23 protein-coding genes are annotated in these 25961 nt (G+C 41.2%); 13 read left to right on the top strand and 10 right to left on the bottom strand.

What is annotated here, in order from left to right:
* Positions 1 to 183: 183 nt before the first annotated feature.
* The 5 genes from IZT61_RS09635 to IZT61_RS09615 all read right to left on the bottom strand — a co-directional run bounded on the left by IZT61_RS09635 (position 184) and on the right by IZT61_RS09615 (position 4324).
* Entirely contained in the window at positions 184 to 705 is a 522-nt protein-coding gene (locus IZT61_RS09635) for a tetratricopeptide repeat protein (protein ID WP_196100929.1), read from the bottom strand.
* Positions 706 to 944: 239 nt separating this feature from the next.
* Positions 945 to 1427 (bottom strand): DinB family protein, encoded by a 483-nt coding sequence (locus IZT61_RS09630; protein ID WP_196100928.1) that lies wholly within the window; start codon positions 1425 to 1427, stop codon positions 945 to 947.
* Positions 1428 to 1782: 355 nt separating this feature from the next.
* Entirely contained in the window at positions 1783 to 2502 is a 720-nt protein-coding gene (locus IZT61_RS09625; protein WP_196100927.1) for a sterol desaturase family protein, read from the bottom strand.
* A 69-nt stretch (positions 2503 to 2571) separates the two neighbouring features.
* Positions 2572 to 3165, bottom strand: a complete 594-nt coding sequence (locus tag IZT61_RS09620) for a Crp/Fnr family transcriptional regulator (RefSeq protein WP_196100926.1) — start codon at positions 3163 to 3165, stop codon at positions 2572 to 2574.
* Between the two features lie 196 nt (positions 3166 to 3361).
* Entirely contained in the window at positions 3362 to 4324 is a 963-nt protein-coding gene (locus IZT61_RS09615; protein WP_196100925.1) for an isopenicillin N synthase family dioxygenase, read from the bottom strand.
* A gap of 268 nt (positions 4325 to 4592) precedes the next feature.
* Between IZT61_RS09615 and msrA the strand changes: the two genes are divergently transcribed.
* From msrA to IZT61_RS09560, 11 genes are all read left to right on the top strand, one after another.
* On the top strand, positions 4593 to 5192 hold the full coding sequence (gene msrA / locus IZT61_RS09610; RefSeq protein ID WP_196100924.1) for a peptide-methionine (S)-S-oxide reductase MsrA: 600 nt from the start codon (positions 4593 to 4595) through the stop codon (positions 5190 to 5192).
* Positions 5193 to 5409: 217 nt separating this feature from the next.
* The gene (locus tag IZT61_RS09605; protein ID WP_196100923.1) at positions 5410 to 6927 is read left to right on the top strand and encodes a malate:quinone oxidoreductase; all 1518 of its coding nucleotides are present in this window, start codon (positions 5410 to 5412) and stop codon (positions 6925 to 6927) included.
* Between the two features lie 783 nt (positions 6928 to 7710).
* The gene (locus tag IZT61_RS09600; protein ID WP_196100922.1) at positions 7711 to 8817 is read left to right on the top strand and encodes an acyltransferase family protein; all 1107 of its coding nucleotides are present in this window, start codon (positions 7711 to 7713) and stop codon (positions 8815 to 8817) included.
* Positions 8818 to 9006: 189 nt separating this feature from the next.
* On the top strand, positions 9007 to 10323 hold the full coding sequence (gene ahcY, locus IZT61_RS09595; protein WP_196100921.1) for an adenosylhomocysteinase: 1317 nt from the start codon (positions 9007 to 9009) through the stop codon (positions 10321 to 10323).
* A gap of 310 nt (positions 10324 to 10633) precedes the next feature.
* Positions 10634 to 11254 (top strand): RNA polymerase sigma-70 factor, encoded by a 621-nt coding sequence (locus IZT61_RS09590; RefSeq protein WP_196100920.1) that lies wholly within the window; start codon positions 10634 to 10636, stop codon positions 11252 to 11254.
* 60 nt (positions 11255 to 11314) lie between these two features.
* Positions 11315 to 12502, top strand: coding sequence for a FecR family protein (locus tag IZT61_RS09585; RefSeq protein ID WP_196100919.1), 1188 nt, complete (start codon positions 11315 to 11317; stop codon positions 12500 to 12502).
* Between the two features lie 152 nt (positions 12503 to 12654).
* A complete protein-coding gene (locus IZT61_RS09580; RefSeq protein WP_196100918.1) occupies positions 12655 to 15996 on the top strand; it encodes a SusC/RagA family TonB-linked outer membrane protein in 3342 nt (1113 codons plus the stop codon).
* 34 nt (positions 15997 to 16030) lie between these two features.
* Positions 16031 to 17467: a RagB/SusD family nutrient uptake outer membrane protein gene (locus IZT61_RS09575; protein ID WP_196100917.1), complete on the top strand. Its 1437-nt coding sequence runs from the start codon at positions 16031 to 16033 to the stop codon at positions 17465 to 17467.
* 17 nt (positions 17468 to 17484) lie between these two features.
* Positions 17485 to 18234 carry a DUF4843 domain-containing protein gene (locus tag IZT61_RS09570; protein WP_196100916.1) on the top strand — a complete coding sequence of 250 codons (750 nt, stop codon included), beginning with the start codon at positions 17485 to 17487 and terminating at the stop codon, positions 18232 to 18234.
* A 29-nt stretch (positions 18235 to 18263) separates the two neighbouring features.
* On the top strand, positions 18264 to 19784 hold the full coding sequence (locus IZT61_RS09565; RefSeq protein WP_196100915.1) for a PKD-like family lipoprotein: 1521 nt from the start codon (positions 18264 to 18266) through the stop codon (positions 19782 to 19784).
* Positions 19785 to 19864: 80 nt separating this feature from the next.
* On the top strand, positions 19865 to 20380 hold the full coding sequence (locus IZT61_RS09560) for a peroxiredoxin family protein (RefSeq protein WP_196100914.1): 516 nt from the start codon (positions 19865 to 19867) through the stop codon (positions 20378 to 20380).
* A 182-nt stretch (positions 20381 to 20562) separates the two neighbouring features.
* Here the strand turns inward: IZT61_RS09560 and IZT61_RS09555 are convergent, their stop codons facing one another.
* Entirely contained in the window at positions 20563 to 21978 is a 1416-nt protein-coding gene (locus tag IZT61_RS09555) for a pseudouridine synthase (protein ID WP_196100913.1), read from the bottom strand.
* Between the two features lie 263 nt (positions 21979 to 22241).
* Here IZT61_RS09555 and IZT61_RS09550 point away from each other — a divergent pair, with 263 nt between their 5' ends.
* Positions 22242 to 23024: a lytic transglycosylase domain-containing protein gene (locus IZT61_RS09550; RefSeq protein WP_196100912.1), complete on the top strand. Its 783-nt coding sequence runs from the start codon at positions 22242 to 22244 to the stop codon at positions 23022 to 23024.
* Positions 23025 to 23275: 251 nt separating this feature from the next.
* Complete coding sequence (locus IZT61_RS09545; protein WP_196100911.1) at positions 23276 to 24319, top strand: ferredoxin--NADP reductase; 1044 nt, start codon at positions 23276 to 23278, stop codon at positions 24317 to 24319.
* Between the two features lie 19 nt (positions 24320 to 24338).
* On the opposite strand, the gene IZT61_RS09540 is transcribed toward IZT61_RS09545, so the two are convergent.
* The 4 genes from IZT61_RS09540 to IZT61_RS09525 form a co-directional block, all read right to left on the bottom strand.
* Positions 24339 to 24596, bottom strand: a complete 258-nt coding sequence (locus IZT61_RS09540; RefSeq protein ID WP_196100910.1) for a Txe/YoeB family addiction module toxin — start codon at positions 24594 to 24596, stop codon at positions 24339 to 24341.
* A 1-nt stretch (position 24597) separates the two neighbouring features.
* Complete coding sequence (locus IZT61_RS09535) at positions 24598 to 24852, bottom strand: type II toxin-antitoxin system Phd/YefM family antitoxin (protein ID WP_196100909.1); 255 nt, start codon at positions 24850 to 24852, stop codon at positions 24598 to 24600.
* Positions 24853 to 24998: 146 nt separating this feature from the next.
* Positions 24999 to 25238, bottom strand: a complete 240-nt coding sequence (locus IZT61_RS09530; RefSeq protein ID WP_196100908.1) for a DUF6364 family protein — start codon at positions 25236 to 25238, stop codon at positions 24999 to 25001.
* Between the two features lie 183 nt (positions 25239 to 25421).
* A complete protein-coding gene (locus tag IZT61_RS09525; RefSeq protein ID WP_230383919.1) occupies positions 25422 to 25823 on the bottom strand; it encodes a VOC family protein in 402 nt (133 codons plus the stop codon).
* Positions 25824 to 25961 lie beyond the last annotated feature (138 nt).

Here is a 25961-nt window from a genome sequence, read left to right as displayed (position 1 = left end):
TTAAAAAAGTCAAGCTGTGTAACAATAAACTAGCCACGGAAGTTAACAAGGCACGGATAAGAATAACAATTATTCCGTGTTTTCCGTACTCCCGTGGCAACCTAAAGCTTTTGTTAGGGTATGCAGAAAATTGAAAAGGCTAGCAAGGAAAAGTTAAAGTGATTCGCTGAGCAAGGATTTTATCTATCCCTGCAAATCGTAAACCATTATTTTGTTACTGTTCATTTTATTCTTGATGCGTTTTTGATGCGCTTGAAAAACCTGGGCATCTTCGGTTTCTTCGTTAAAAAACTCCGCTTTTTTAAAATGCCTTGCCGCTTCTTCAAAATTTTGTTGCCTTTCGGCATAAAGCCCCAAACTTTCGTAAATACGTGCTTCCTCTACGCCCGGAACGTTCAATGCACGTTCCGCTACCTGTTTTACAAGGTTATGCATCTTAAGTACAATCACTATTTCCAGATAAGGCTGATGCGCATCAGGGAAATCGGGGTCGAGCTCAATACACCGCTTATAATAGTAACCAGCTGTTTTGAAATTCTTAAAATGAATATGATAAATGTGTCCCAGTTGGAAATATGCCCGTGCATATTCCTCATCGGAAGCAATAATTTGATTGAAATACCGAAGCGCCTGTGGTAAGTCGCCACACTGCAATTCTTCAACGGCCTGTAGATATTTTTCTTCTACAGAAGTATAGATGTCCATAGCGGATATAATTAATTTTGATGGGCAGCGCCGATCAAATTTTGAATATAATATAGTTAAAACTGATAATGTAAGGAATAATTAAGCTTTATTGCTACGGTTTGGAACGGGAAATGAGTCCAATATCCAAGCCCTCGATACCACAAGATGGGCTAAAGCTTAATTTTTGGATATGCAGTTGACGAAGCATTTATATAAATTTAATACAAATATACTTATTTTCAACAAATTGTGAAATATCAAAATTGCCGAAGCGCTCTTTCAATCTGTCTGCGGTGCCTGAGTATATGAACGATAGCATGTTCCAGCATCTGTTCCACATCGTATTGCTGACCCCATTTGGCGTTGATTTTTTTGGATGGGTCGAGCGCTTCAAGCTGTATATTTGGATGGTTGATGAATATTTGCTGGGTGTAGTCAAAACCTACTTTTAACCTGTTGATATAATCTGCGGCATGCTCATAAGTGTTTCGCTCTGGTCTTTCTGTAACTAATCCTATCGAATTTTCGATGTAAACGGCATAGCTGAAAATAGATGCAGTTACGTGCGTAAGAATGGTCTGAATAGAAATGCAATCCGGATTACTGCTTCGGGGTTCGATAATTTGAAATGACTGATGGGTGCTGAGCGGCTCAATCACAAGAATGAACTCGTCTATTGCTTTTTTGTATTCATCTAAAAGTGCAGCAATCGCCCCGGAGGGTTTGTTGGGTTCCGTCATTAAGCAAATGTAATTGTTTAACCAAGAACTTTGCTGCAATTAGGTAAAGAAGTCGATGATGCCAATAACCCGAGTTCGATTAATAAGCACCCTCATTTCAGGTTTTATCAGCTGTTTAATATGAGGTCACCGTCCGCAGCTTGACTGTAGGGATCTTAATGCAAAAAATAGCCCAACGCATTTAGATTCCCGCCTGCGCGGGAATGACGTGGGGGCTTAATTAGAGATTAATTATTCCTGTTTACTGAAATAAATAACCGAACTGAGGCTGGTAATAATTGGATAAGCACAGTTGGAGGAAATTACTGGTATTGTTAAAGGATATTAGTCTTTTGTTTTATAAATCAAAAATTTCTTAGCTTTTATGCACATCCTTAAACTTGATCATATCAAATAGCCGCTGCTCTTTCTCGTCGTCAAAACCGCATGAAGAAGTAAATTCCTTCGGGTTCTCATACGTTCCAAACAACATATCCCACCAAACAATATCCCCATAGTTATTGCTGTGCTTTTCGTATTGGTGATGGATTCGATGCATTTCGGGCCTTTGGAAAATGTACCCGATCCATTGAGGAGTTTTAACATTGGTGTGGTAGAAAAACTCGCCCAAAGCCGTACATAAGGTATAAATTGCCCCCGCCTCAGGGTTTAAACCTAAAAATGTGTAAACCAAAAGACTTCCAATTATCGAATTTACGGTCATCTCTAAAGGGTGTTTGTAAAATGATGTAATCACTTCCAACCGTTGCGGGCTATGGTGTGTTTGATGAAAACCCAACCATAAAAAATCTATAGTGTGACGCCAGCGATGCCACCAATAGAAAATGAAAGTTGCAATAAAGTATGCGATTACTCCACCAAGCCAGTTAGGAATAAAGTTGGATAATTGAAAAAGAGAAACTGAAGAAAGCCATTTTTCCCAACTGAAGCCAGCCACCACCACAATGCCGAGCTGGATAAAGTTTACGGCCAAAACCCTGATGGTCCATGTAGAAACTTTCGGTAGTTTCCATCCAGGTTTAATTCTCTCGATCAGAAAGCATAAACCAAATACGATAAAGATTATTATTAACATAGCTTTGCGATTTTATTTAACCAAAGCTATGTTTACTGTTGCGCCCAACTTTTGATAAAAGTCAAAAAATCATTTCTGCTTTCTGATCCTGCTTAGCGTTTCTTGCGAGATGCCCAGATAAGAGGCGATGTGCCCTAATGAAACCCTTTGAAACAGTTGTGGACTTCGTTGCAAAAGATTCTCGTATCGCTCTTTTGCACTCAACATGCGCAGTTCATTCCCTTGCAATTCGTTACGCATGTGGTAATATTCCGTTAGTTTCCTGCCCGAGAAATTGAATTCGAGAAATTTGAGGTACATTTCATCCAGCTTTTCTCTCCTCACGGCAATAAGTTCACAATCTTCGAGGGTTTCTATATATTCGAAGCTTGGGTTGCCTGTGTAAAAGCTGTAAACCGAAATCAGCAGTTCGTTTTCAAATAAAAACCACGTATTGGTTTCTTTTCCATCACGGTCGAGATAGTAAATTCTTGCTGCGCCGCTAACAATAAAATAGATGGTGTTGCTGCGTTCGCCTACGCTTAAGAGTTTGGTTTTCCTATCTACATGGATAACCTCGCTATTGGCGATTATTGCCGCTCGAATCTCTTCTTTTAAGGGATAAATAGCATTGAATAGGCCAAACAGATTTTGATACGCTCCAATATTTGATTCGTTTTTCATAAAGAATTTTTACCGGAATGGAATCGCAATAGCGGATGAGAATCAAATATAGGTTTTTGAAACGCAAATAAAAAGGGTGCTCAAACAAGCAAATGGTGTCATCCGATGATATAGGCTACTCTAGGCTATTCACCGGATGACTTACTACTTTTGACTAAAGACTAAAGACTTCGGACTGAGGACTGAAGACTAAAAACTACTTCTTCAACCCAATCTCCCTCAGTCTTTCATCCAGATATTCGCCCGCCGTCATGTCGCTATAAGCTTTCGGGTGGTCGGCATCAATGGTAGAGGGTAGGCTGGTTAAATCCATATCACTTCGCGGATGTAAGAAGAACGGCACCGAGAAACGAGAGGTTTTCATCAATTCGCGGGGCGGATTTACCACCCTGTGTGTAGTCGATTTCAACTTGTTATTGGTTAAGCGCTGCAACATATCGCCAACATTTACAACGATATCGGTATGGTGGGCCTTAATTGGTAACCATTCGTTGCTGCGGGTCAAAACTTCCAGCCCATCGGCGCTGGCGCCAATCAATAGCGTAATCAGATTAATATCTTCATGCGCTCCTGCACGCACGGCGTCGTCAGGAATCAACTCCGGGTTTTCTATCGGAAAATAATGGATTCCCCGCAAAATAGAGTTGCCGTTGTGCACGTGCTTATCGAAGTAGTTAACCGGCAATTCGAGGTAAGTAGCAATAGCCCGTAGTAGTTGAGTGCCGTTTTGTTCAAGCTTTCTATAAATCTCACCTGTTACTGCATTAAATTCGGCAATTTCCTCTAAAACTTCATTATCCGGATAATCGTTCTTAACCGGATCTCCGTCGGTAACTTCCTGACCAATCTGCCAAAATTCTTTTAAATCGGGGGTTTTTGCACCTTTCGCAGTTTCCTTGCCAGCGCTCGTATATCCGCGTTGCCCGGCCAGCTCTGGTTTCTCATACTTTTTCTTTACTTCAAGCGGAAGTGCAAATGCAGCTTTGATATTGTCGTAAAGTTTGTCGATCAATTCCTGGCTTAAACCATGATTGGTAATCGTTACAAAGCCAGAATCGTTAAAGGCACGGCCCAATTCGTCTGAAAATTTTTTGCGCTCTTCATCAGTTCCGTTGATATACGAACCTAAATCTAAACAAGGAATATACGGTGTTGACATAATTTTATTTTTAATGTTATACGAATTTAAAAAGAATTGTTAATAAGTACGTCAAATTGCTAATGGCTTGGGTTAATAAGTTAATTTTCTTCATTTTAAGTTGTTAACATCGCTTTGCCGGTGGCGTCGATTTTCTTAATGTCATACAAAATCCATTATCGCCACAAAGCGAACCATTGCTTAATTTATTTCGTACAATTAGTTAAATAATAATTCATCATTGCTGTAAGGTTAATGGATGATTAGCGACTAAGAACACAAAACACAGATGAAAAAAATCATATTTATACTATTCTCGTTACTGACTTTAAATCAGGTCAATGCACAGGGAAAAAAAACGGAAAAGGCCACTTTCGGGATGGGTTGTTTTTGGTGTACTGAAGCCATATTTCAACGGTTAAAAGGCGTTACTTCTGTAAAATCGGGTTACGAAGGCGGCGCATTAAGCAACCCCACTTACGAGGAGGTTTGTACTGGTGCCACCGGGCATGCAGAAGTTTTGGAAATTAATTACAATCCACAGGTAATCACCTATGAGGAGCTTTTAGAGGTTTTCTGGAAAAGTCACGACCCAACTACGTTAAATCGTCAGGGGGCCGATACCGGTACGCAGTACCGTTCGGTGATATTTTACCACAACGCAACCCAAAAGGCGCTGGCAGAAAAATATAAAGCAGAGTTAAATAACACCAACGCCTTTGGCAAAAAGGTAGTAACCGCTATCGAGCAGGCTAAGCCATTTTACGTTGCCGAGAATTATCACCAGGATTATTACCTCAAAAATGGGAGTGAACCTTATTGCAGGCTGGTGATTTTACCCAAAATGCAGAAGCTCGAAAAGGTATTTAAGGATAAGTTGAAGAACTAAATATGCTCAACTTTTAAACGTCCCGCAAAGCATTGCGGGATTTTTTTGTTTATGGCAAATTTATGATGAAGATGTAATCAGTTTGGACTAAATTTTGCGGATGAGGTAACAGATATCACGTCTCTTTAATTTTTTAGCAATTTTTTTAGTTTTTTAGTAGCCTAAAATTCGTGCTATAAACAAAATGATTTTAGATTTGTAACTCCTTTGAAGTAAGATGACAAAAAAGAAAAAAACAGTTGGCAAAACTGATGCAGATGTAATTTTAATTGGCGCCGGAATTATGAGCGCAACTCTTGGAGTTTTATTAAAGCAGTTAGAGCCCAACTTAAGTATAGAAATTTACGAACGCCTCGACGTTGCCGCCGCCGAAAGCTCGGATGCCTGGAACAATGCTGGAACAGGACACTCGGCCTTTTGCGAATTAAATTATACGCCGGAGAAAAACGATGGCACTGTAGAAACCAAAAAAGCCGTGCAAATTGCCGAGAATTTTGAGGTTTCCAAACAATTTTGGTCTTACCTGGTAGAGAAGGGCCTGATCTCAGATCCTGAAAATTTTATCCGAAAAATTCCACATATGAGTTTTGTGTGGGGCAAAAAGAATGTCGATTACCTTAAAAAGCGCTACGACGCATTAACGAAATACGATCTTTTTAAGGGGATGGAATTTACCGAGGATGCAGAAAAGATAAAAAGCTGGGTGCCCTTAATTATGGAGGGCCGCAAAAAAGACGAAAAAGTAGCGGCTACCAAAATGGACCTCGGAACCGACGTAAACTTTGGTTCGCTAACCCGCGATATGTTCAATAACCTGAAAGAACAGCGCAGCGTTAGTCTGCATTTCAATCACGAAATCCGTAATTTGAAGAAAAACAAAGACGGCAACTGGGTGGTAAAGGTGAAAGATCTGGATAGCGGCGATAAGCGTAAACGTACCGCAAGGTTTGTTTTTATTGGAGCAGGCGGTGGATCATTGCCACTTTTGGAGAAATCAGATATTCCTGAAGGAAAAGGCTTTGGGGGCTTCCCGGTGAGTGGCCAATGGTTAAAATGCACCAACGAAGAGGTAATAAAACAACATCACGCAAAGGTTTACGGTAAAGCTGCCGTTGGCGCACCGCCAATGTCGGTGCCGCATTTAGATACCAGAATGATTAACGGTAAACAAGCGTTACTTTTTGGGCCATATGCCGGTTTTTCGACCAAGTTTTTGAAAAACGGGTCATTTTTAGATTTGCCCAAGTCAATAAAATTTAACAATATCCGTCCCATGCTTTCCGCTGGCTTGCACAACCTCGATTTAACCAAGTATTTAATTGAGCAGGTAAGGCAATCGCCACAAGATCGATTGAAGGCGTTGAAAGAATATTTACCAACCGCCCAACTTAAAGATTGGGAACTGGAATATGCCGGGCAGCGGGTTCAGGTAATTAAAAAAGACGAGAAAAAGGGCGGAATTCTTGAGTTCGGTACCGAAGTAGTAAGTGCGAGCGATGGCTCTATTGCCGCATTGTTGGGCGCATCGCCTGGTGCATCTACAGCAGTTTCAATTATGCTCGAGCTGTTGGATCGCTGCTTTAAAGAAGATTTGGCTACCGACGAATGGCAGGCAAAAATTAAGGAAATGATCCCGACTTACGGTAAAGAGTTGGCAAAAGATACGGCGCTGTGTAATGAAACCAGACAACGAACTGCTAAAGTGTTAAAAATTGATGGCGTGGAGGCGTCTTAACACGATTTTAATTAGCTCCATGCGATTGAACTGGACGAGATGCGACAATGCTTTCTGATTATCGAATGCAAGCTCTTGCCCACTCACTCAGTCTTGCTTTGGGAATGTTTTTTTGCCGTTTTGTGTCTAATCGCGTGGGGACCCTTATTTTTCAGCTTATTTAAGTTCAGTATCTTGTCATGCTGAGGAACAGCCTGTCCCGATTTCCCGGGAAAGCATCCCTTGCCGATTGCGCACTGCTCTTGGTCGACTCACTTCCCTTTTTGGGCTGTGGTTTGTTGGCGTTTTGCATCCGATAGCTATCGAATCCATCGCTTGCGGATTTACTTTGTAGCTGCTTCGCGGTCTTCGCGATGCTACTATTGACGTTTTTATGCATCTCGCTGCTTATAAGCGCTACGTGAACGGTCGTCATTCCCAATTTAATTGGGAATCCTAAAGCGAAAGGAAAAGCCCTAGCTTAGCTTTAATCCCGAAGTTTCGGGACCGCCTGCGCGGGAAAGACGGCGCATAAAACGAGATGTGTCCACACGATAGACTTCTCGGGAAAGCAATCTTTATTCGTAAAGCAGATTCGCTGAAAAAACCTGTCGTCCCAACTCCGTTATTTTCTAAATTGCTTCAAAATCAAACAACACAACGTTTTACCAATCCGGCCGACCGCCATATCCATCTTTTCCATTCTTTTGAACTTTCAGTAGAAAAGCCAAATAAATGCATGGTTGCTGCCATTTTTTTATAATTTGCGCAGATTTTTTTCAACCCTATCATGCAGTTTTATCGATGAATAACGAGCTTATCGCCACCAAACCACATTATCCAATATTAGATGGCCTTCGCGGTATTGCGGCCATTATCGTTGTAACATTCCATCTTACCGAGCCACTGGGAACAGGGCATTTGGATATATTAGTGAACCATGGCTATCTGGCTGTCGATTTTTTCTTTCTCTTATCCGGATTTGTGATTGGCTACGCGTATGATGACCGTTGGCAAAAAATGAGCATTGGCACGTTCTTTAAGCGTCGGGTAGAAAGGCTTCAGCCAATGGTTGTGCTCGGGATGACGCTTGGGGCAATTGGATTCTACTTCACCGACTCAACTATCTGGCCACTAATTCACACCATTCCCCTGTGGAAAATGTTGCTCGTAATGCTGATCGGTTATACCGTTCTGCCAGTACCATTGTCTCTCGATATCCGTGGTTGGGAAGAAATGCATCCGTTAAACAGCGTGGGCTGGTCGTTGTTCTTTGAATACATTGCCAATATTTTATATGCAATCTGGATCAGGAAGTTCTCCAAAACAGCGCTTACTATTCTGGTTGTTATTGCAGCGGTGGCGCTGGCACATCTGGCCATTACAAACGGCGATGTTAGCGGGGGTTGGACGCTCAACGTAGCGCAAGTTCGCATTGGTTTCTCCCGTACCATGTTCCCTTTCTTCGCCGGTTTACTCCTTTCGCGGGTAGCAAAGCCAACTCAAATCAAAAATGCCTTTTTGTGGTGCAGTCTTTTAGTGGCTTTGGTACTTTATATGCCTCGAATTGGTGGTGCCGAACACCTTTGGATGAACGGACTCTATGAAGCAATTTGTATCATCATCGTTTTTCCGCTTATCGTGTATCTTGGCGCAAGTGGTGTAATGAAAGGCGAGGGCGAGAAGAAGCTATGCAAATTTTTGGGCGATATTTCGTACCCCCTTTATCTCGTGCATTATCCGTTGGTGTATTTTTATGTCGCCTGGATTAGCAATAACAAAGGCATAACCTTTGCTCAAGCCTGGCCAACTGCATTAGTCCTATTGGTAGGGAGTGTTATTCTGGCCTACGTTTCATTAAAATGGTATGATGAGCCCGTTCGGAAGTGGTTGCGAAGAAAGCTGAAATAGCGAGCCCGTTTGCCATTGTAAAGTTATAATGTACAACCTTGAATCGATTAACTTTCAAGCTTTTGATATTGGCTAAACTATTCCGTAATTTTGTGTCCGACGACCGGATGTTTCAAAAAATGTTGCAAACATTGTGCAAGCTGAAACGATCTGTAAGTCATTAATACTAAACAATTAAAAAACAAATATATGTCATCAGTAGAGACAACTTTTATCCCTTACAAAGTTAAGGACATTTCACTGGCAGAATGGGGCCGTAAAGAAATCGAATTAGCCGAAGCAGAAATGCCTGGTTTAATGAGCTTACGCAAAGAGTTCGGTCCATCACAACCGTTAAAGGGCGCACGCATTGCAGGATGTTTGCACATGACGATCCAAACGGCCGTATTAATTGAAACTTTAGTGGCCCTCGGTGCAGAAGTTACCTGGTCATCATGTAATATCTTTTCTACGCAAGATCACGCTGCTGCGGCAATTGCTGCTGCCGGTATTCAGGTTTACGCCTGGAAAGGTTTAACTGAAGAAGAATTCGACTGGTGTATTGAGCAAACTTTACACTTTGGTCCGGAACAACAACCGTTGAACATGATTTTAGATGATGGTGGCGATTTAACCAACATGGTTTTCGATCGTTTCCCTGAGTTGATTGCCGACATTAAAGGTTTATCAGAAGAAACTACAACCGGCGTTCATCGTTTGTACGAAAGAATGAAAAACGGCACATTGCACTTACCTGCAATCAACGTTAACGATTCAGTAACCAAATCTAAGTTTGATAATAAATACGGATGTCGCGAATCGTTGGTTGATGCAATTCGCCGTGCTACCGATGTAATGATGGCAGGTAAAGTGGCTGTTGTTTGCGGTTATGGCGACGTGGGTAAAGGTTCTGCAGAATCGTTAAGTTCGCAAGGCGTGCGTGTTATCGTTACCGAAATCGACCCGATTTGTGCTTTACAAGCTGCAATGGAAGGCTACGAAGTTAAACGTTTAGACACCGCAATTAAAGAAGCAGATATTGTGGTAACAACAACTGGTAACTGTGATATTGTTCGCGAGAAACACTTCAGAGCCTTAAAAGATAAAGCGATTGTTTGTAACATCGGCCACTTCGACAACGAAATTGATATGGCATGGTTAAACGGTACTTATGGCAACACTAAAGTAGAAATTAAGCCTCAGGTTGATAAATATACCATCGATGGAAAAGACGTGATTGTGCTTGCAGAAGGACGTTTGGTAAACTTAGGTTGTGCAACTGGCCACCCAAGTTTCGTAATGAGTAACTCATTTACCAACCAAACTTTGGCTCAATTAGAACTTTGGACCAACCCTGGTAAATATGAAAACAAAGTGTACACTTTACCTAAACATCTGGATGAAAAAGTTGCTCGTTTGCACTTAGAAAAAATTGGTGTAGAACTTGAAGTTTTAGATCAACACCAGGCTGATTACATTGGCGTTGCCGTTGAGGGACCATTCAAATCAGACGAATATCGTTATTAGTAGTTTGGAGTCTCGGGTTCCGGGTCTTCAGTCCAAATAGCAAAGGGATGTGCAAATTGCACATCCCTTTTTTTATTCCCAGCTTCGTAAATCTTAAACGTCAGAGGCTCAGCAGGCGTAGTCAGTTTCCTATTTACATTCAAAAAACCACACCTTTTGCAATAGCTATAGCGTGGTATAGGTTTGTTTTCTCCTTAAAAATGTGTGCTGGCTTTTTTTAATATTTGCAAATAAATACTTATATTAGAAAACGCTACAAAACAATATAAGGTGAATGCAATAAGATTCTTTGTTGGGTGGTATGTTATTTATGAATGAAGGCACTGCTTACCAGGAGCACAAGAATAGGTATAAATCAGATTCAGGGGTACTTGTTCAGGAATTTAATTCCGGGAACCAGTTTGCTTTTCGGTTTGTTTTCGAACTTTATTATCGGGCGGCGGTGCTTGTTGCCGAAGGAATTTTAGCAGGCAATGAAGCTGAGGCCGAAGATCTTGTTCAGGATGCATTTATTAAGCTCTGGAATCATGATGAAGCCTTTTTAGAAGTGTCTTCATTAAAAAGTTATGTATATACTACCGTAAAGAATGCTTGTGTGGATAAGCTTAGGCGAAGTCAGGTTGTTCGCAAGTATGAAACCCATGCTGTACATCATCACCAATTAGCCGAAAGTGATTTTACCGAACCTCTAATCACCGCCGAAACCATCAGAATAATTAATAATGCTATTGAAGCTTTACCCGAACAAGGTCGAAACGTTTTCAAAATGAGCCTCGCCGGTTTAAAGAATCATGAAATTGCGCAGCAGCTCAGTATCTCCGTTAATACCGTTAAAACCCATAAACAAAGGGCGTTGTCTAACCTCAGGATTAGCCTGGGCGATGCGATGTTCATTTTACTTTTATTGCACCACAACCACCTATTAAAATAAATCTCCCCCTGTTGTCATACTTCTCACTTCCGTGCTCGTCTACTATAAAAAGCCGGAATTATGACCGATTTAAAAAAATGCGATCAACTATCTGAACAGATTGCTGCCTACGTAACTGCCGGAGGAGGAATAATTCCGTCTGAACTGAAGTCGTGGATAGAAGAGAATGACGAAAATAGATCATTCTTTGAAAACCTCATTAAAGAGGAAAGTTTAGAAGCGAGCCTAAGCAGGTATAACACCATAGATATGGATAGTGCCTGGAACAAGGTACAGCAAGAATTGTTCCCCATCAAGGCAAGCAGGCTTAAATCGCTGTGGCCCCGTATCATTGGGGTTGCTGCTGCTGTGGCTATAATCACATTCGGTATCTGGTTTTACAACTCGGGCCAGCCCGAGCGCCGTTCGCCCGAATTTGTTTCCGGATCATCCGACATCGAAGCCGGAAAAAATGCCGCAACCCTCCGCCTGCCGGATGGTAAACTGATTAATTTGAGTGATACAAAAAACGGACTTGTCATCGGCAATAATCAGTTACACTATAATGATGGCAGTGCTGTTTTAGATGGAGCACAACCTTTATCCCGACTCGAACAACAATTTACGATAAGTACACCCCGAGGCGGAACCTATCAGGTTACACTGCCCGACGGAACAAAAGTGTGGCTAAACGCGGCTTCAGATTTAACTTATCAGACTGATTTAAAAGGAGTTGTTGCCCGTAGAGTAACTCTTACCGGTGAAGCCTATTTTGAAGTGCAGAAAGATAAAACCCGCCCGTTTATAGTTAGCAGCAAATTACAGGACGTAGAAGTATTGGGAACCCATTTTAATATCAAAAATTATACAGACGATTCCAGTATTAAAACCACCTTGCTCGAAGGTAGTGTCAGCGTATCTGCAAATACAAAAAAAGACAGAAAAGAGAACAGTATAATCCTAAAACCGGGAGAACAGGCCAGCTTAAAGGCAAATCAGTTTGTAGTAAAACAGGTGGATGTAATGTCGGCTGTAGGATGGAAAGACGGATTGCTTGTTTTTACAGGCGAAAATCTTAAATCCGCCATGGAAGACATCGAACGCTGGTATGGCGTAACCGTCCAATATGAGCTTTCAAGTCCGGCGGAGATTAAATTAGAAGGATGGATTTCAAGAAAAAGCAAGCTTTCTGAAGTGCTTGCAAGGATAGAATCTGTCGGAGACATTCATTTTAAAATTCAGGAAAGGAGGGTCATCGTTGTAAAATAATTTACTTTTCCGCATTCTACCAAAGCAAAAAGCCAGAAGCGTCGCTAAACACTCCTGACTCCGTTTGGTATGAATTTATAAAACTTATCAACTCGTCCTATTGCCCTGAGATTGAGACCGAAGGCAATGGGATATAAACCAAACTTTATCAAATGTATAAAAATTTTACCAGGAAAGTTATGCGACTAACCGCCGTTATATTTTGCGCCACACTGATGCAGGTAAGTGCTGCTACTTTTGGACAGCGTATTAGCCTGAATTATAAACAAGCTCCTTTAACGGAGGTATTGAAAAAGATCTGCAGAGCCGCAGGCCACGATATCTTGTTTGATCAAAGGATTGCAGGCAATACGAAGCCAGTAGACATCTCTGTATCCGGTGCCACAGTAGAAGAGGCACTCAACATTGCGCTTACAGGCCAGCGCCTAACGTTTAGCATCAAAGATAAAACAGTAATGATCGTTAAAGCCAAAGAAGGGTTGCTCGATAAAATTGTGAGTTATTTTGATGAGATCACGGTAAGGGGACGTGTGATCGATAATGAAGGTAAACCAATGCCCGGCGCAACCATTGTTATAAAAAACACCAAACGATTAGTAAAGACCGATGCCAATGGAGAGTTTATATTTCCAGGGGTAGAAGAAAATAGTCTACTACTCATTTCATACATTGGGTTTGAAACTAAAGAAGTAAGAGCCGTAAGCAAGCTCGGGGACGTTAAACTGGAAGTTTCCATTAATAAATTGGAAAATGTAGTTGTTACCGGGATGTTTGAAAGAAAAAAGGAAAGCTTTACAGGCAGTACCAAAACCGTTACCGGTCATCAGTTGCGCGAAATAGGCAACCAGAACGTAATTGAGGCATTGAAAACTTTAGATCCCTCTTTTATTGTTGTTGAAAACAATTTGAATGGCGCTGATCCAAATGCACTGGCACGAATAGAATTGCGGGGTAAAACAAGCATCACTAAAAATTTAAACTCGGGCGCATTGGTAGATCAGTTTAGTGTTGATCCCAATACACCCTTATTTATATTAGATGGCTTTGAATCGACCCTCCGTCAGATTACTGACCTGGATATCAACCGTATTGCGAGCGTTACGCTGTTAAAAGATGCCGCATCAACGGCACTTTACGGCGCCAGATCTGCAAATGGGGTAGTGGTTGTTGAAACCATTAAGCCAAAACCGGGCCAGTTAAGGGTAAATTATACTGGCGATTTTAGGGTCAGTGCAGCAGACCTGAGCGACTATAATCTGATGAATGCTGAAGAAAAGCTGGAATTTGAAAAGTTATCTGGCAGATTCGAGGCAAGAGGACAAATTAGGCAGGATTATGTAATGCTTGAACGGTTTTATAACCAGCGTTTGGCCACCGTTAGGCAAGGGGTAAATACTTATTGGCTTAATGAACCTATACATGCTGCGGCATTCACACAAAATCATTCAATTTATGCAACTGGGGGAAGCCAAGAATTTCAATATGGTGTGGGTGTGAACCTACAGGATATCGGGGGGCTAATGAAAGGGTCTGAGCGGAAAAACTGGGGAGCAAGAGCCGATCTCACTTATCGCAAAGGCAAGTTAAATATTACCAACAGAATATTCTTAAGCGGTAACAGGTCTGATGAATCCCCTTACGGTTCTTTTAGCACCTATGCCAAAATCAATCCCTATTATAAAAGAGGAATCACAGACCGTTACCTGGAGCAGATCCCAAGCGGGCACAATGCCCGAAGTTTGGCCAATGTAGATAATCCGCTGTACAATGCACAGCTAAACTCCGAAAAATATTCCAATAGCCTTATTTTGCAGAACAACCTGGGCTTCATTTTCAATTTGAATAAAGCAATTCGCTTTACCGGAGGCTTACAGTTGTCTAAAATTACCGGAACAGCTGTCGAGTTTATCTCTCCGCTAAATACCAAGTTTGACAATGTTGCCTTGTTGGAAAAAGGAAGTTATAAAAATTCCAGGAATGAAGCTTTTAATTATACAGGGAACCTTGCGTTCAGTTATAATAAGGTGATCGATGAAAAGCATGTTTTAACCGGAAATGCCAGGGGAGAAGTACAGGGAGCCAAAAACAACACCATCGGTTTAACCGCTGTTGGTTTCCCAACCGGTGTGGCCGGCAACCCCGGTTTTGCCAATAGCTATTTGCCCGATGCAAGGCCGCTGGTTAGTACGCCACCCCAAACCCGGAGAATAAACGCGTTGGCCAGCATAAACTATGTATATGATAACCGCTATTTTTTTGATGCTACTTACAGAATCGACGGATCTACCGCATTTGGCAGTGCTAAAAGGTATTCTCCGTTCTGGGCCACGGGAATAGGGTGGAGGCTCAACAATGAGCAGTTTATGAAACCTGTCGATTGGATTAACTCACTGATCATCAGGGCAAATATAGGTACAAGTGGTAACCAGAGTTTTGGCAGTTTTGCCTCAGCAACCGTTTACAACCTGGAAGCATACAGCAATTACTTCGGACAGGGTTTATACCATACGAGCCTCGGAAACCCAAATCTGGATTGGCAAAAAACACTGCAGAGCAGTGCAGGTATTGAAATGGGATTGTTTCAGAACCGGCTCTCAGCTACCTTAGATTTTTACAATAAGTTTACCAATCCGCTGATCGCAACTATTGATCTCCCTGGTTCTAATGGAATATCCGGCTATCCAATTAACGCAGGGAATATGAACATTAAAGGACTGGAAGCAAATCTGAAATATTCTCCAGTGTTTAATCTCGACAAAAGGATCATTTGGACGCTTGGCTTAACCGGTAGTATGTATAAAAGCATTTACGGTGGATTTAATGGCTTGTTAGACGGTTTGAACGCCGAGCAGCAGCGGAGTAACTCCATTCAGCGCTACTCTGACGGCCACAGTCCGGACGACCTTTGGGCTTACCGTTCTCTTGGTATAGATCCTTCAACAGGCCGGGAGTTATTTCTTAAGGCAAACGGAAATTATACGTTTGAATATGCATCGGCAGATATCATGGTGGTTGCCAATGCCAGGCCAAAGGCAGAGGGAGTAATTAGCTCCAGTCTCAGAATAAAAGCTTTTACCTTTAATGCCTATATCAGGTATAGCCTGGGCTCCTCAAGGTTTAACAATGCGCTTTATGAAAAGGTAGAGAACATTGATTTCGGAGACCTTTCCTTTAATCAGGATAAAAGAGCGTTAGAACTGCGCTGGAAAAAACCCGGAGATATTGCGCAGTTTAAGGCAATAGCCGACACAGAAATTACACCAATTTCTTCGCGGTTTATTCAAAAAGAGAATATCCTTACTGGTGAGTCCATATCTGTAGGTTACGAATTGCAGTCCTCATCAACACGCTGGTTAAAATCGGCACATTTACAAAGCCTCAGGTTATCTGCTTTTATGAATAATATATTCAGGGTATCAAATATCGTTGCAGAACGAGGCATAGACTATCCATTTGCCAATACAGTTTCATTTAGTATTAATGCTTCATTTTAATTCTTCCGCTATGAAATTAAAAAAACAATTTACAATGACGAACATAATAAAAACACTGCTGGTGCTGTTGGTTTTCGGAGTGATGACATCCGGCCTGTTTTCCTGCAATAAATTTCTGGAGGTACAACCCGAAGACCGCTTTCTTTCAGCTGATGTTTTTAATGATGAGATTTCAGCGAACAACGCATTAAATGGTATTTACATTAACCTTGCCAAACCCGATTTATATGGCGGGGAAATGACGATGAATACAATCGATGTTATGGCGCAGTATTATTTTTCGACCACTCGTTTGCGAGAAACATTGGCCTACAATTATCGCGGCAACGAGAGTGTTCGAAATGTCTTTAGTTCAATTTGGCGCTCATCCTATATTGCCATCTTAAATGCAAATAGTTTTTTAGCGCAGTTGCCTAAGTCTGGCGTGCTTGCCGATGACCGAAGGAAATTGCTGATGGGCGAAGCTTATGCCCTTCGGGCCTTTGTGCATTTTGATTTGTTGAGGTTATTTGGTCCCGTTTACCCTACCAATCCAGATCAACAGGCCATTCCTTACCTCACAGCCGCAACCGAAAAAATCCAGCCTATACTGCCTGCAAAAAGTGTTTTAGATAGTGTTTTAGTCGACCTGAACCGTGCCGAACAGTTATTGCAAAATGATCCTGTACGTAGCCAGGGGGTTGTACCGGTAACGGGGACAGATCCGAAAGGCGATTTTGTGAAGCTTAGAAACAGAAGGTTAAATTATTACGCAGTGCTTGGAATCAAAGCTCGCGTATTGCTTTACAAAGGAGATAAACCCGCTGCGTTACTAGCTGCAAAACAGGTGATAGAAGAGGCTGGAAAGTGGTTCCCATGGACCGACCAAAAATTAACCCTGCCAGGTATTGCCGATCCGGATAGGAGTTTCTCTTCGGAGGTGATTTTCGGGGTGCAAAACCCTGACCTTTATAACCAACAAAGAACGTTATTTGCTGCGGCCCTGACTACTGAGGGCATCCTGGCCCCCAGTTCGGGAGTATTATCAGAAGTCTTCGAAAATAATGAAAATGATTACCGCTTAAGGGTTAACTGGGTTTCGGGAGCCGGTTCAGGGAAACCCTACAAAACCTTTGTAAAGTATCAGGACGTTTCCAACAATGCTTTGCTTTTCAGAAACCTGCAGCCGTTGCTCCGGATTTCAGAAATGTATTACATAGCTGCTGAATGCAGCCCCGATAGAACGCTGGCATTTAGGTACCTCAACACAGTACGTACCAATAGGGGGCTACCCAGCCTGCCGGATAATGTAGATATATCCGGTGCCTTACAAAGAGCATACCGAAAAGAATTTTGGGGAGAAGGACAAACTTTCTTTTACTATAAGCGAAAAGCACTGGCAAGCATTTCAGGATATAACCAGGGTCCGGTTCAAATGAATGCTTCTAAATACGTGGTGCCCCTGCCGGATTTAGAAACTCAAAACAGATAAATTTTAAACCTATAATCATGAGAAATTATTCAGTTTATACCGTTTTCTTTTTTACGTTTTTGCTGCTGTTTTCCTGTAAAAAAACAAAGCTGATTACCTATGAAGGAGAAAACGCCCTTTATTTTGCCATCCCCTCAACAGATTCACTAAGAGTTGATTTTTCATTGCTTCATGATAGTGTGAGAGAATCGATACTGAAAATACCGGTTGGCCTTTTAGGCCGTCAGATTGAAACTGCTACGAGCTATGAAATCGTAATAGATGACCAGTTGACTACAGCAATTAAAGGATCGGATTTTGAAATGCCCGAACAGTTTAGCTTTCCCGCAAACAAATCCAGAGATACGCTTAGCGTGAAGGTTACACGTACAGAGCGCCTGGCCAAAAAAGAATATGTAATCGGCCTGGAATTAAAATCAAATTCACAATTTAACAATGCGAGGCTCGATCCGACATCGAAGAAAGACCAGTCACCAAGAGTAAAGATCTATATCACCGACTTACTTGCCGCACCAAAAGAATGGGCAACCACGCCAGATAGATTCGGAACAGAGTATTACCTCGGAAGGTTTTCGAAAAAGAAAGTCCTGCTCATTGCTGAGATAACTAAGCGGAGTTTAAACAGTGTATACCGAACGATCGATACTTATAGAACTTATTTTAGCAGGCAATTGTACGATTATTTGGTCCAGCAGAGGAAAGCCGGAACACCCGTGTTGGAAGAAGATGGCACCCTGATGAAAGTAGGGCCGTATCTAGAGAAATAAACTTGCCGAAATAGTAGATAAAAACAAATATGAAAAGTTTAATTAAAATAAAAGCAGCTGTATTTCTGTTGTTTGTAATAGCAGGAATACTACAGGCCTGCAAAAAAGACCCTGGAAATTACGATTATAAAACACTGAACGAGGCTGTGGTAGAGGGCCTTGATACGCTTTATATAGTTGATCAGGGAGAGATATTATCCATTGAACCAAAAATTTCATACCTCAAAGATCAGATAGGAGACACCTCAAATTATACATACTCCTGGCTGATGATCAGGAGAAACGGATTTGAATCTGGCATACCCGAATTAAAAAGCAGTACGCCTAAATTTAATGTCAGAATGACCGATGACCTCGGTCTGTATGAATATGCCTTGCGGGTTACAGACCGAAAAACGGAGGTTTGGAAAGAGTTTTATTTCAAAATCCTGATAAGTAATAAGACCTACGAAGGCTGGTTCGTGTTATCTGAAGTCAATGGAAATCAAAGCCGCCTGGATATGCTTAGCTATAAGGAAAATACCGGAAAGTATGAACATCTTACCAATGTGTTCGACACCTACAAATCGGATTTTACGTTAAAAGGTGCACCATCTTTTGTCAGTTTTTTTACTGGTACCACTGGAGTGCCGATTCTAAACGGAATTAAGGAAGCATTGGTGGTAGGAACCTCCGAAATGGCAACTTTTCTGGGTCCCGACCAGCTGGAGCAGCGACCTGAATATGATTTTTCTATCTTTTCAGAGAATGGCCAAAATGTGGCAATAGGGCAAAACGCCCGTATGGAAGGCTTAAAGAACAAAGTTTATTTATGGGCCAATGGAAGAGCATATTCACAATCCACCAGTGGTGTTTTCGAAATCGGCCGTATGGGGTCGGCCGCAGCGCCTTCATTTGAATCCTCTCCTTTCATTGCTTACACCCCACAGGGCAATGCTGTTTTGTTTAATGAAACGGCATCCGAGTTTGTATGGTATCCGGGAGGCTATAGTAAATACTCTTTAAGAATGGAAAATGAGCGTCTTTTTAAGAATAAGATCGACAAAAACCTGTTGTTTATGAAATATGTGAACTATAACGGAGGCGAAATCTTTGCCATACTGAAAGACAAGACAGGTGATAAGGTATACCTGGCCAGGTTTACTTTAGGCGAGCAAAATTATTTCGCTGAAATTAAGAATACCCCTATTGCACAGGCAGAACATTTTGAGGTAAGCGACGACTTCGGCTATGTGATATACAATGTAGGCAACAAAGTGTATGAATACGACTTTAACCTGAACCTGAATAAAGAAGTAGCCGATTATGGCCAAAGAAAAATCAGTCTTTTAAAGTTTCAATACATCAATACGGGCTACCTCGGTGTTATCAACCAGCGTTATGTAGCTCTTAACAAACAATTGGTAGTATGTAGTTATGATGACAGTAATTTGAATAGTTCGGGCGTGATGGACTTGTATACCGTACCCGGAATTAACGCAAATCTGATAAAAACGGATTCGTTTACTGGCTTTGGCAAAATTGTCAGTTTAACTTACCGCTGGCGTTAACCATTCCGATAATAAAATAGATTAAAAAAACTAAATAACAACAATAGAAACCCTCCTGATCTTACAAATCGGATAACAAAATGAATATGAAAAAGCTAATGATCTTTATATGGTTTGCAGTATGTACAGTTACTGCAACGGCCCAATCTACGAGCACAGTTGCTCCAAAACTTGAACTGGGCGATACCGCTCCGGATTTCACCTTACCCGATACTTTGGGCAATCTTGTTTCCCTGAAAGATTATCGGGGGAAATATGTATTAATAGATTTTTGGGACAGCAGATGTGTGCCCTGCAGGGTGGAAAACCCCCATGTGGTGAAGGCTTACCATAAGTATAAGGACAAGAATTTTACAGTGCTTGGAGTATCTTATGATTACAACAAAACAGATTGGTTAAAGGCGATTCATAAAGATCAACTCGCATCGTGGACGCATGTTTCCTGTTCAAAAGAGGGCGGAAAAATGACTAACCTGTACAATATCAGACTCATCCCGCTAAGCGTACTGGTGGATCCAAAGGGAAAGGTGATTGCTATGGGGCTTCGGAAAGAGGCATTAGAAGAAAAACTGGCCGAAGTTCTGAATAAAAGCTAAAGTGCTAAACAGGAGGCTAGTCGCTCTCATTTGAGGATGTATCAAAAATGATGATACGTCCTCTTTTTGCGATTTTCTTACTGCCGGCTTTATAGCGTTTTAAGTATATAATCTGTTGTGCTGATTTAAACTAACATTCTTCACCAGCAAAAAAGGTTGCCTTTTCAGGCAACCTTTTCTGTTTATTTAATCAAATGCTTTATCTGGATCAATTCATGATCTTCAAGATAACGCCATCTGCCACGAGGCAAATCTTTTTTTGTTAAATTGCCGTATACAACCCGGTCTAGTTTTTCTACACTGTAACCTAAATGTTCGAAAATACGACGAACGATTCTGTTTTTACCGCTGTGGATCTGTATGCCAATCTCTTTTTTTGTGCCACCTGCAACATAAGAAATGTTATCAGGTTTAATCAGGCCATCCTCAAGCTCCAAACCAAAGGCAATTTTATTTAAATCGCCTTGAGATAGTGATTTATCCAGCTCAACATTATAAATCTTTGTGATGCCGTTTTTTGGATGCGATAGTTTATCTGCCAAATCGCCATCGTTGGTCATTAACAATAAGCCCGTTGTGTTGCGATCTAAGCGGCCAACCGGGTAAATGCGCTCACGGCTTGCCTTATCAACCAACTGCATTACTGTACGGCGCTCCTGCGGATCGTCGGTTGTAGTAATGTAGTCTTTCGGTTTATTTAATAACACGTAAACTTTCTTTTCGCGTTTCAATAGCTCGCCATTGTAACGAACCAAATCTTTTGCAGGGTCAACTTTATGGCCCAGCTCCGTTATGGCTTCACCGTTTACCGTAACCACGCCAGCGGCAATTAACTCATCGGCTTTGCGGCGAGAGCAGATGCCGGCATTGGATATATATCTATTTAGGCGAATTAAGCCTTTCTCTTCATTTGTTTTACGGGCAGGCGCAATAACGGTCCGCTCCGGGCGGTTAAACTCCGTATCTCTCGGCCTTGCATCTTCACGTTTTCTGAAAGGACGAGTGTCGCCTTCTCTTTGTTCTCTTGGTTTTACATCTCTTGAGCTTCCGGCACTTGGCTTAAAGTCAGGTTTTCCACCTCTCGTTTTGTAATCCCGTTCTCCAGTCCTCGGTTTAAAATCTCTCGAATCTCCATCCTTAGATTTGAAATTTCGTTCCCCTGTTCTCGGCTTGTAATCTCTTGGCCCGCCTTCTCTTGATTTAAAATCACGTTCTCCTGTTCTTGGCTTGTATTCTCTCGATCCACTTTCCTTTGATTTGTATCCGCGATCTTCTGATCTCGAGTTAGCATCTTTCGATTTAAATTCGCGGTCGCCAAATTTGAAGCTCTGAGGTTCCGTGTCTTTTGATTTAAAATCGCGGCTTCCACTTCTTGGCTTAAAATCTGGTTTGTTTCCGAAAGATTTTGATTTGAAGTCTTTGTTGTTTGAACCTCTGGGTTTGAAGTTCTCTTTTGAATCGGACGATTTGTTGAATCTGTTTTCCCGATCGTCAGTTGTTTTTCGGTCAGAACCGGTAGAATTGCTTCTCCCTTCCGTTCTCCGGTTGCCCGGTTTGGACTTGTCATCCCGACTGTTCCTATTGTTTTTGTTTATCATGATACGCCTTTAACCACATCTAAAATGCGGGCAGCAAATTTATGAAAAATAGATGAACAATACAATTATTGGCATCGAAAAATACAGCTCAAAAATAACGTCTAAAATACAAAAAATAGTTCAATTTTCAAAATTTAAAATGCAGGTTTAAAGTACTTTAAAGGCCGATTTTCAGGGTTATTTTTGTAACTATTTGATAATGTGCTTATTGTTTTCTAACTTTGCCCACGTTTTTATTAAGTTTCACCAAAAAAAGGAGGAAGATGTTAAAGAAACACATCGTACCATTATCGGTAGTGGCAACACTATTAATTCTGGCAAAAGTGTTCACTTACCAAATGCCCTTAACGCAAAAAAGTCTTTTTAAGGAAGAAAAATTAAGCTCTACAATTACAAAAACTGACAGTCCAAAGGTTGAAAAAGTTGCGAAACGGCAATCATTAATGGCACAGTTGAATTTCGCGGATGAAACCTTGCCTTTAGGCGATAAAAAGGTAGAAAGAAAGATGAAAAGAATTCTTGCCGCACACAGTTACAAGAACACGCAAACAAATCTTTTGCACAAAAAAGCCGCTAAATGGTTTCCCATTATCGAGCCCATTTTAGCAGCGTACGGAATCCCGAACGATTTCAAGTATTTAGCATTAGTTGAATCGGGAATGGCAGGCGGGGTTTCGCCAAAAGGTGCAGCCGGCATTTGGCAATTTATGCCCGGTACAGCCCGAAGCTACGGCTTAAGGGTAAACAACAAAGTTGATGATCGCTATAACCTGCGTAAATCGACAATTGCAGCATGCAAGTACATTAAAGAAATGTATAAGGGCTTAGAGAGTTGGACCCTCGTTGCAGCTGCTTACAATGTAGGCGATGTGCGCTTGCGCAAGCAGATCAATAATCAAAATCAAGACAATTACTACAAAATGAAGCTGAACCGTGAAACCGGCGGCTACGTTTATAAGGTAATTTCGATGAAACAGATTATGGAGCATCCCAAACGTTACGGATACGAAAAACCGCGGGTATTATTGGCGTATAACGCTGGATAATAAATTAAGATAAAGACACGCATTTGGTAAGGCGTCCCGATTTTGCATCGGGACGTTTTTTTTTGCCCCCAACCCCTAAAGGGGCTTGCATTTTTTAAAAAGATTTAGCTTTCGGCTTCCCGATCTCGCACTTTAGTCTGCTTTACACTTTATCTTTGACTTTCAGACTCCCAACTCCCAACTCCAACCTCCCAACTCCAAACTCACCACCCCCAACTCCCAACTCCAAACTTTTTTCCTTTCTTTGCATTATGTACAAACTTCGCATCGACAAGATTATCAACCAGCCCGGCGAAAACGTTACTTTTCAGCTTGCGGAGGTAGATCAACCCTATCCAAAATATTTGGCGGGGCAGTTTATTTCGCTGGTTTTTGAGGGAAAGCATGGCGAAATCAGGCGATCTTATTCATTTAATAGTTCTCCCGATGTTGACGAACCTTTGGCCATTACCGTTAAACGTGTCGAGAATGGCGAAATTTCGAGATACCTCCATCATAAAACTGCGGTTAACGATATTCTTTATGCGCAAGAACCGCAAGGTTTGTTTAGTTACCTTCCGGATCAAAACTTAAAAAAAGATCTTTTCCTTTTTGCCGCCGGGGTGGGTATCACGCCCTTATTCTCTATCTTAAAAACGGCTTTGGTTCGCGAGCAAAATTCGTTGGTTACATTGGTGTACAGTAACCGATCGAAAGACGATGCATTATTTTACGATGAACTGCTCCAATGGCAAAGCAACTATCCCGAGCGCTTAAAAATCATCTGGATCTTTAGCAACAGCAAAAACCTGATGACGGCCCGGTTAAATAAATTTTATATCGAGAAATTAATCAAAGCACATTTAACTTTCGAAAAAGAAAACGCCATGTTTTATACCTGCGGTCCGATTATTTACATGGATTTATGCAGGATTACCTTATTAGGGATGGGTTTCGATCTTCAGCAAATAAAGCGGGAAACCTTTGTTTTGCCCGAGGATGAGGTTGATGAGGACGACAGTTCGGAAAAGCTTGTTGATAAAAACACCTATTCAGTGGTTTTAAATTTTAAGGGTGAAATTTACAACCTCGACATTCCCTGGCCAAAGCGGATTTTAGATGTAGCGCTCGAGCATAAAATTAAACTTCCTTACAGTTGTCGCGGAGGCGTGTGCAGCACCTGTACCGCTACTTGCACAAAGGGTGGCGTGCGCATGGATTACAACGAAGTACTTACAGATGATGAAATTGAAAGGGGCAGGGTTTTGGTTTGCACTGGCCACCCAACGGAAAATGGTACAACGATTGTGTGGTAAATAAATTACAGAATCTTATCTAATCATAATGGAATCGGCATTTTGCGATTTCAATCTCACCTTCCGCGTATCTGTAAATTAAACGGTGTTCCTCATCAATTCTTCTTGACCAAAAACCAGAATACTTATGCTTCAAGGGCTCTGGCTTTCCAATTCCCTCAAAAGGGTTTCTGGAAATGTCCTTTAATAGATCGTTAACTCTTTTAAGTTTCTTTTTGTCTGTTTTTTGCCAATACAAATAATCCTCCCAAGATTCATCTACGAAAGTATATTTCATACTATTCTTCAATTAAATCCTTGGCATAGCTTTCCTTCTTTTTCAACTTGGCAATTGCAGTATCCAATCTGCTTTCGTTTTTTCTTGACGACAATTCGTGATTGGTAGCCATTAATGAATTGTACTCTTCCAGCGACATCACTACGATTCCAGATTCTTTCCCTCGGTTAACAATTAACGTATCAAAATTTTTTGCTACCCGGTCTAAATAAGATTTGATATCTTTTCTAAAGTCAGAAACACTTGTAATCATCATAACTTTGTATTTTATTTTGTACAAAAATACGTACAAAATATGTGTTCTGCAAATTATCCAATTCGAAGGTTTTAGTAGCCTCCCTGTTTCCCCTTTGTGTTTCCTTCTTTATTGATATCTAATCTATAGATCGGAAATAATTTTGCTTATTTTTTTAAATAATCTACACGGTCTTTTTTATAATCATAATCAGCAGGAATTTTTACTCCCGAAGTAAGACTTTTTACGAAAGGCGAGATTTCTAATTCATTTTTAGATTTATCAGATGTTAACGAATTAAGATAATTCTCAATCAATCTTGATAAGCTTAATTTCTTTTCAGACGCATATAACTTAGCCTTTTCAATAACTTCTTGATTAAGCTTTAATGTGAGTTTAGTATCCATGGTTAAAATTTAGGTGCAATAGATTAAATTTACGACGTATTACCCTGTTTATTATTTAATCTAGCTCAGGCAGCGTAAATTTTAAGTGCTTCGTTAAAATTCAGCTGCGTTTATTAAGCTGCGAAGTTTGGCTACATCAGTACATTTTTTGAGCCTTTCTGTATGCAAAACACTTATCACCAACTACCCAGCTGTCGGCATTTTTGCTAAATCGATGTACATCAGGTTCCAGGTGTGCCCGTCAAGGTCTTCAAGCGTTCGTTGTTGCATAAAGCCGTAATCGCTTTTTTCGCTCGATTCCGTGCCGCCCGCCTCCAGTCCCTTCGTCATCAGGTCGTTCATTTCTTCGATGCTTTCAACAGTTAACGAAAAATATCCTGCCATTGTTGAGCTTGTGTCCGCAATAGGTTTGGTTGCAAAGTTCGCGAATTTATCCAGCTGCATAATCATCAACGAAATATGTTCACTCCACAGCAAACGCGTTGTGCTTTCGTCGGCATATTGAGGCTCAAATCCTATTGCCTTATAAAACGCTACAGATTTTTGAAGGTCTTTTACGGGCAGGTTGATTATTATTTGTTTCATTATTTTAATCATTTCATTAAAGAAGTTGTGTCAACTGCCGGACGACTCCCAAATTGACTAAATATACTAAAAATTAACAAGCCGGTGCATAGCAAGTAGAGTAATTGCTAATTATAAAAACCATCATCCGTTAACCAA

It is taken from the genome of Pedobacter endophyticus (assembly GCF_015679185.1).
Lineage (GTDB): Bacteria > Bacteroidota > Bacteroidia > Sphingobacteriales > Sphingobacteriaceae > Pedobacter > Pedobacter endophyticus.
This window is presented reverse-complemented; position numbering and strand designations above follow the sequence as displayed.

Excerpts from the sequence above, each read along its gene's own strand:
- IZT61_RS09575 (WP_196100917.1), top strand. The coding sequence starts at position 16,031 with ATGACGAACATAATAAAAACACTGCTGGTGCTGTTGGTTTTCGGAGTG.
- IZT61_RS09585 (WP_196100919.1), top strand. The coding sequence starts at position 11,315 with ATGACCGATTTAAAAAAATGCGATCAACTATCTGAACAGATTGCTGCC.
- IZT61_RS09540 (WP_196100910.1), bottom strand. The coding sequence starts at position 24,596 with ATGAAATATACTTTCGTAGATGAATCTTGGGAGGATTATTTGTATTGG.
- IZT61_RS09615 (WP_196100925.1), bottom strand. The coding sequence starts at position 4,324 with ATGTCAACACCGTATATTCCTTGTTTAGATTTAGGTTCGTATATCAAC.
- IZT61_RS09590 (WP_196100920.1), top strand. The coding sequence starts at position 10,634 with ATGAATGAAGGCACTGCTTACCAGGAGCACAAGAATAGGTATAAATCA.
- IZT61_RS09635 (WP_196100929.1), bottom strand. The coding sequence starts at position 705 with ATGGACATCTATACTTCTGTAGAAGAAAAATATCTACAGGCCGTTGAA.
- IZT61_RS09605 (WP_196100923.1), top strand. The coding sequence starts at position 5,410 with ATGACAAAAAAGAAAAAAACAGTTGGCAAAACTGATGCAGATGTAATT.
- ahcY (WP_196100921.1), top strand. The coding sequence starts at position 9,007 with ATGTCATCAGTAGAGACAACTTTTATCCCTTACAAAGTTAAGGACATT.
- IZT61_RS09530 (WP_196100908.1), bottom strand. The coding sequence starts at position 25,238 with ATGGATACTAAACTCACATTAAAGCTTAATCAAGAAGTTATTGAAAAG.
- IZT61_RS09555 (WP_196100913.1), bottom strand. The coding sequence starts at position 21,978 with ATGATAAACAAAAACAATAGGAACAGTCGGGATGACAAGTCCAAACCG.
- IZT61_RS09525 (WP_230383919.1), bottom strand. The coding sequence starts at position 25,823 with ATGAAACAAATAATAATCAACCTGCCCGTAAAAGACCTTCAAAAATCT.
- IZT61_RS09570 (WP_196100916.1), top strand. The coding sequence starts at position 17,485 with ATGAGAAATTATTCAGTTTATACCGTTTTCTTTTTTACGTTTTTGCTG.
- IZT61_RS09545 (WP_196100911.1), top strand. The coding sequence starts at position 23,276 with ATGTACAAACTTCGCATCGACAAGATTATCAACCAGCCCGGCGAAAAC.
- IZT61_RS09565 (WP_196100915.1), top strand. The coding sequence starts at position 18,264 with ATGAAAAGTTTAATTAAAATAAAAGCAGCTGTATTTCTGTTGTTTGTA.
- IZT61_RS09620 (WP_196100926.1), bottom strand. The coding sequence starts at position 3,165 with ATGAAAAACGAATCAAATATTGGAGCGTATCAAAATCTGTTTGGCCTA.
- IZT61_RS09535 (WP_196100909.1), bottom strand. The coding sequence starts at position 24,852 with ATGATGATTACAAGTGTTTCTGACTTTAGAAAAGATATCAAATCTTAT.
- IZT61_RS09550 (WP_196100912.1), top strand. The coding sequence starts at position 22,242 with ATGTTAAAGAAACACATCGTACCATTATCGGTAGTGGCAACACTATTA.
- IZT61_RS09560 (WP_196100914.1), top strand. The coding sequence starts at position 19,865 with ATGAATATGAAAAAGCTAATGATCTTTATATGGTTTGCAGTATGTACA.
- IZT61_RS09580 (WP_196100918.1), top strand. The coding sequence starts at position 12,655 with ATGTATAAAAATTTTACCAGGAAAGTTATGCGACTAACCGCCGTTATA.
- IZT61_RS09625 (WP_196100927.1), bottom strand. The coding sequence starts at position 2,502 with ATGTTAATAATAATCTTTATCGTATTTGGTTTATGCTTTCTGATCGAG.
- msrA (WP_196100924.1), top strand. The coding sequence starts at position 4,593 with ATGAAAAAAATCATATTTATACTATTCTCGTTACTGACTTTAAATCAG.
- IZT61_RS09630 (WP_196100928.1), bottom strand. The coding sequence starts at position 1,427 with ATGACGGAACCCAACAAACCCTCCGGGGCGATTGCTGCACTTTTAGAT.
- IZT61_RS09600 (WP_196100922.1), top strand. The coding sequence starts at position 7,711 with ATGAATAACGAGCTTATCGCCACCAAACCACATTATCCAATATTAGAT.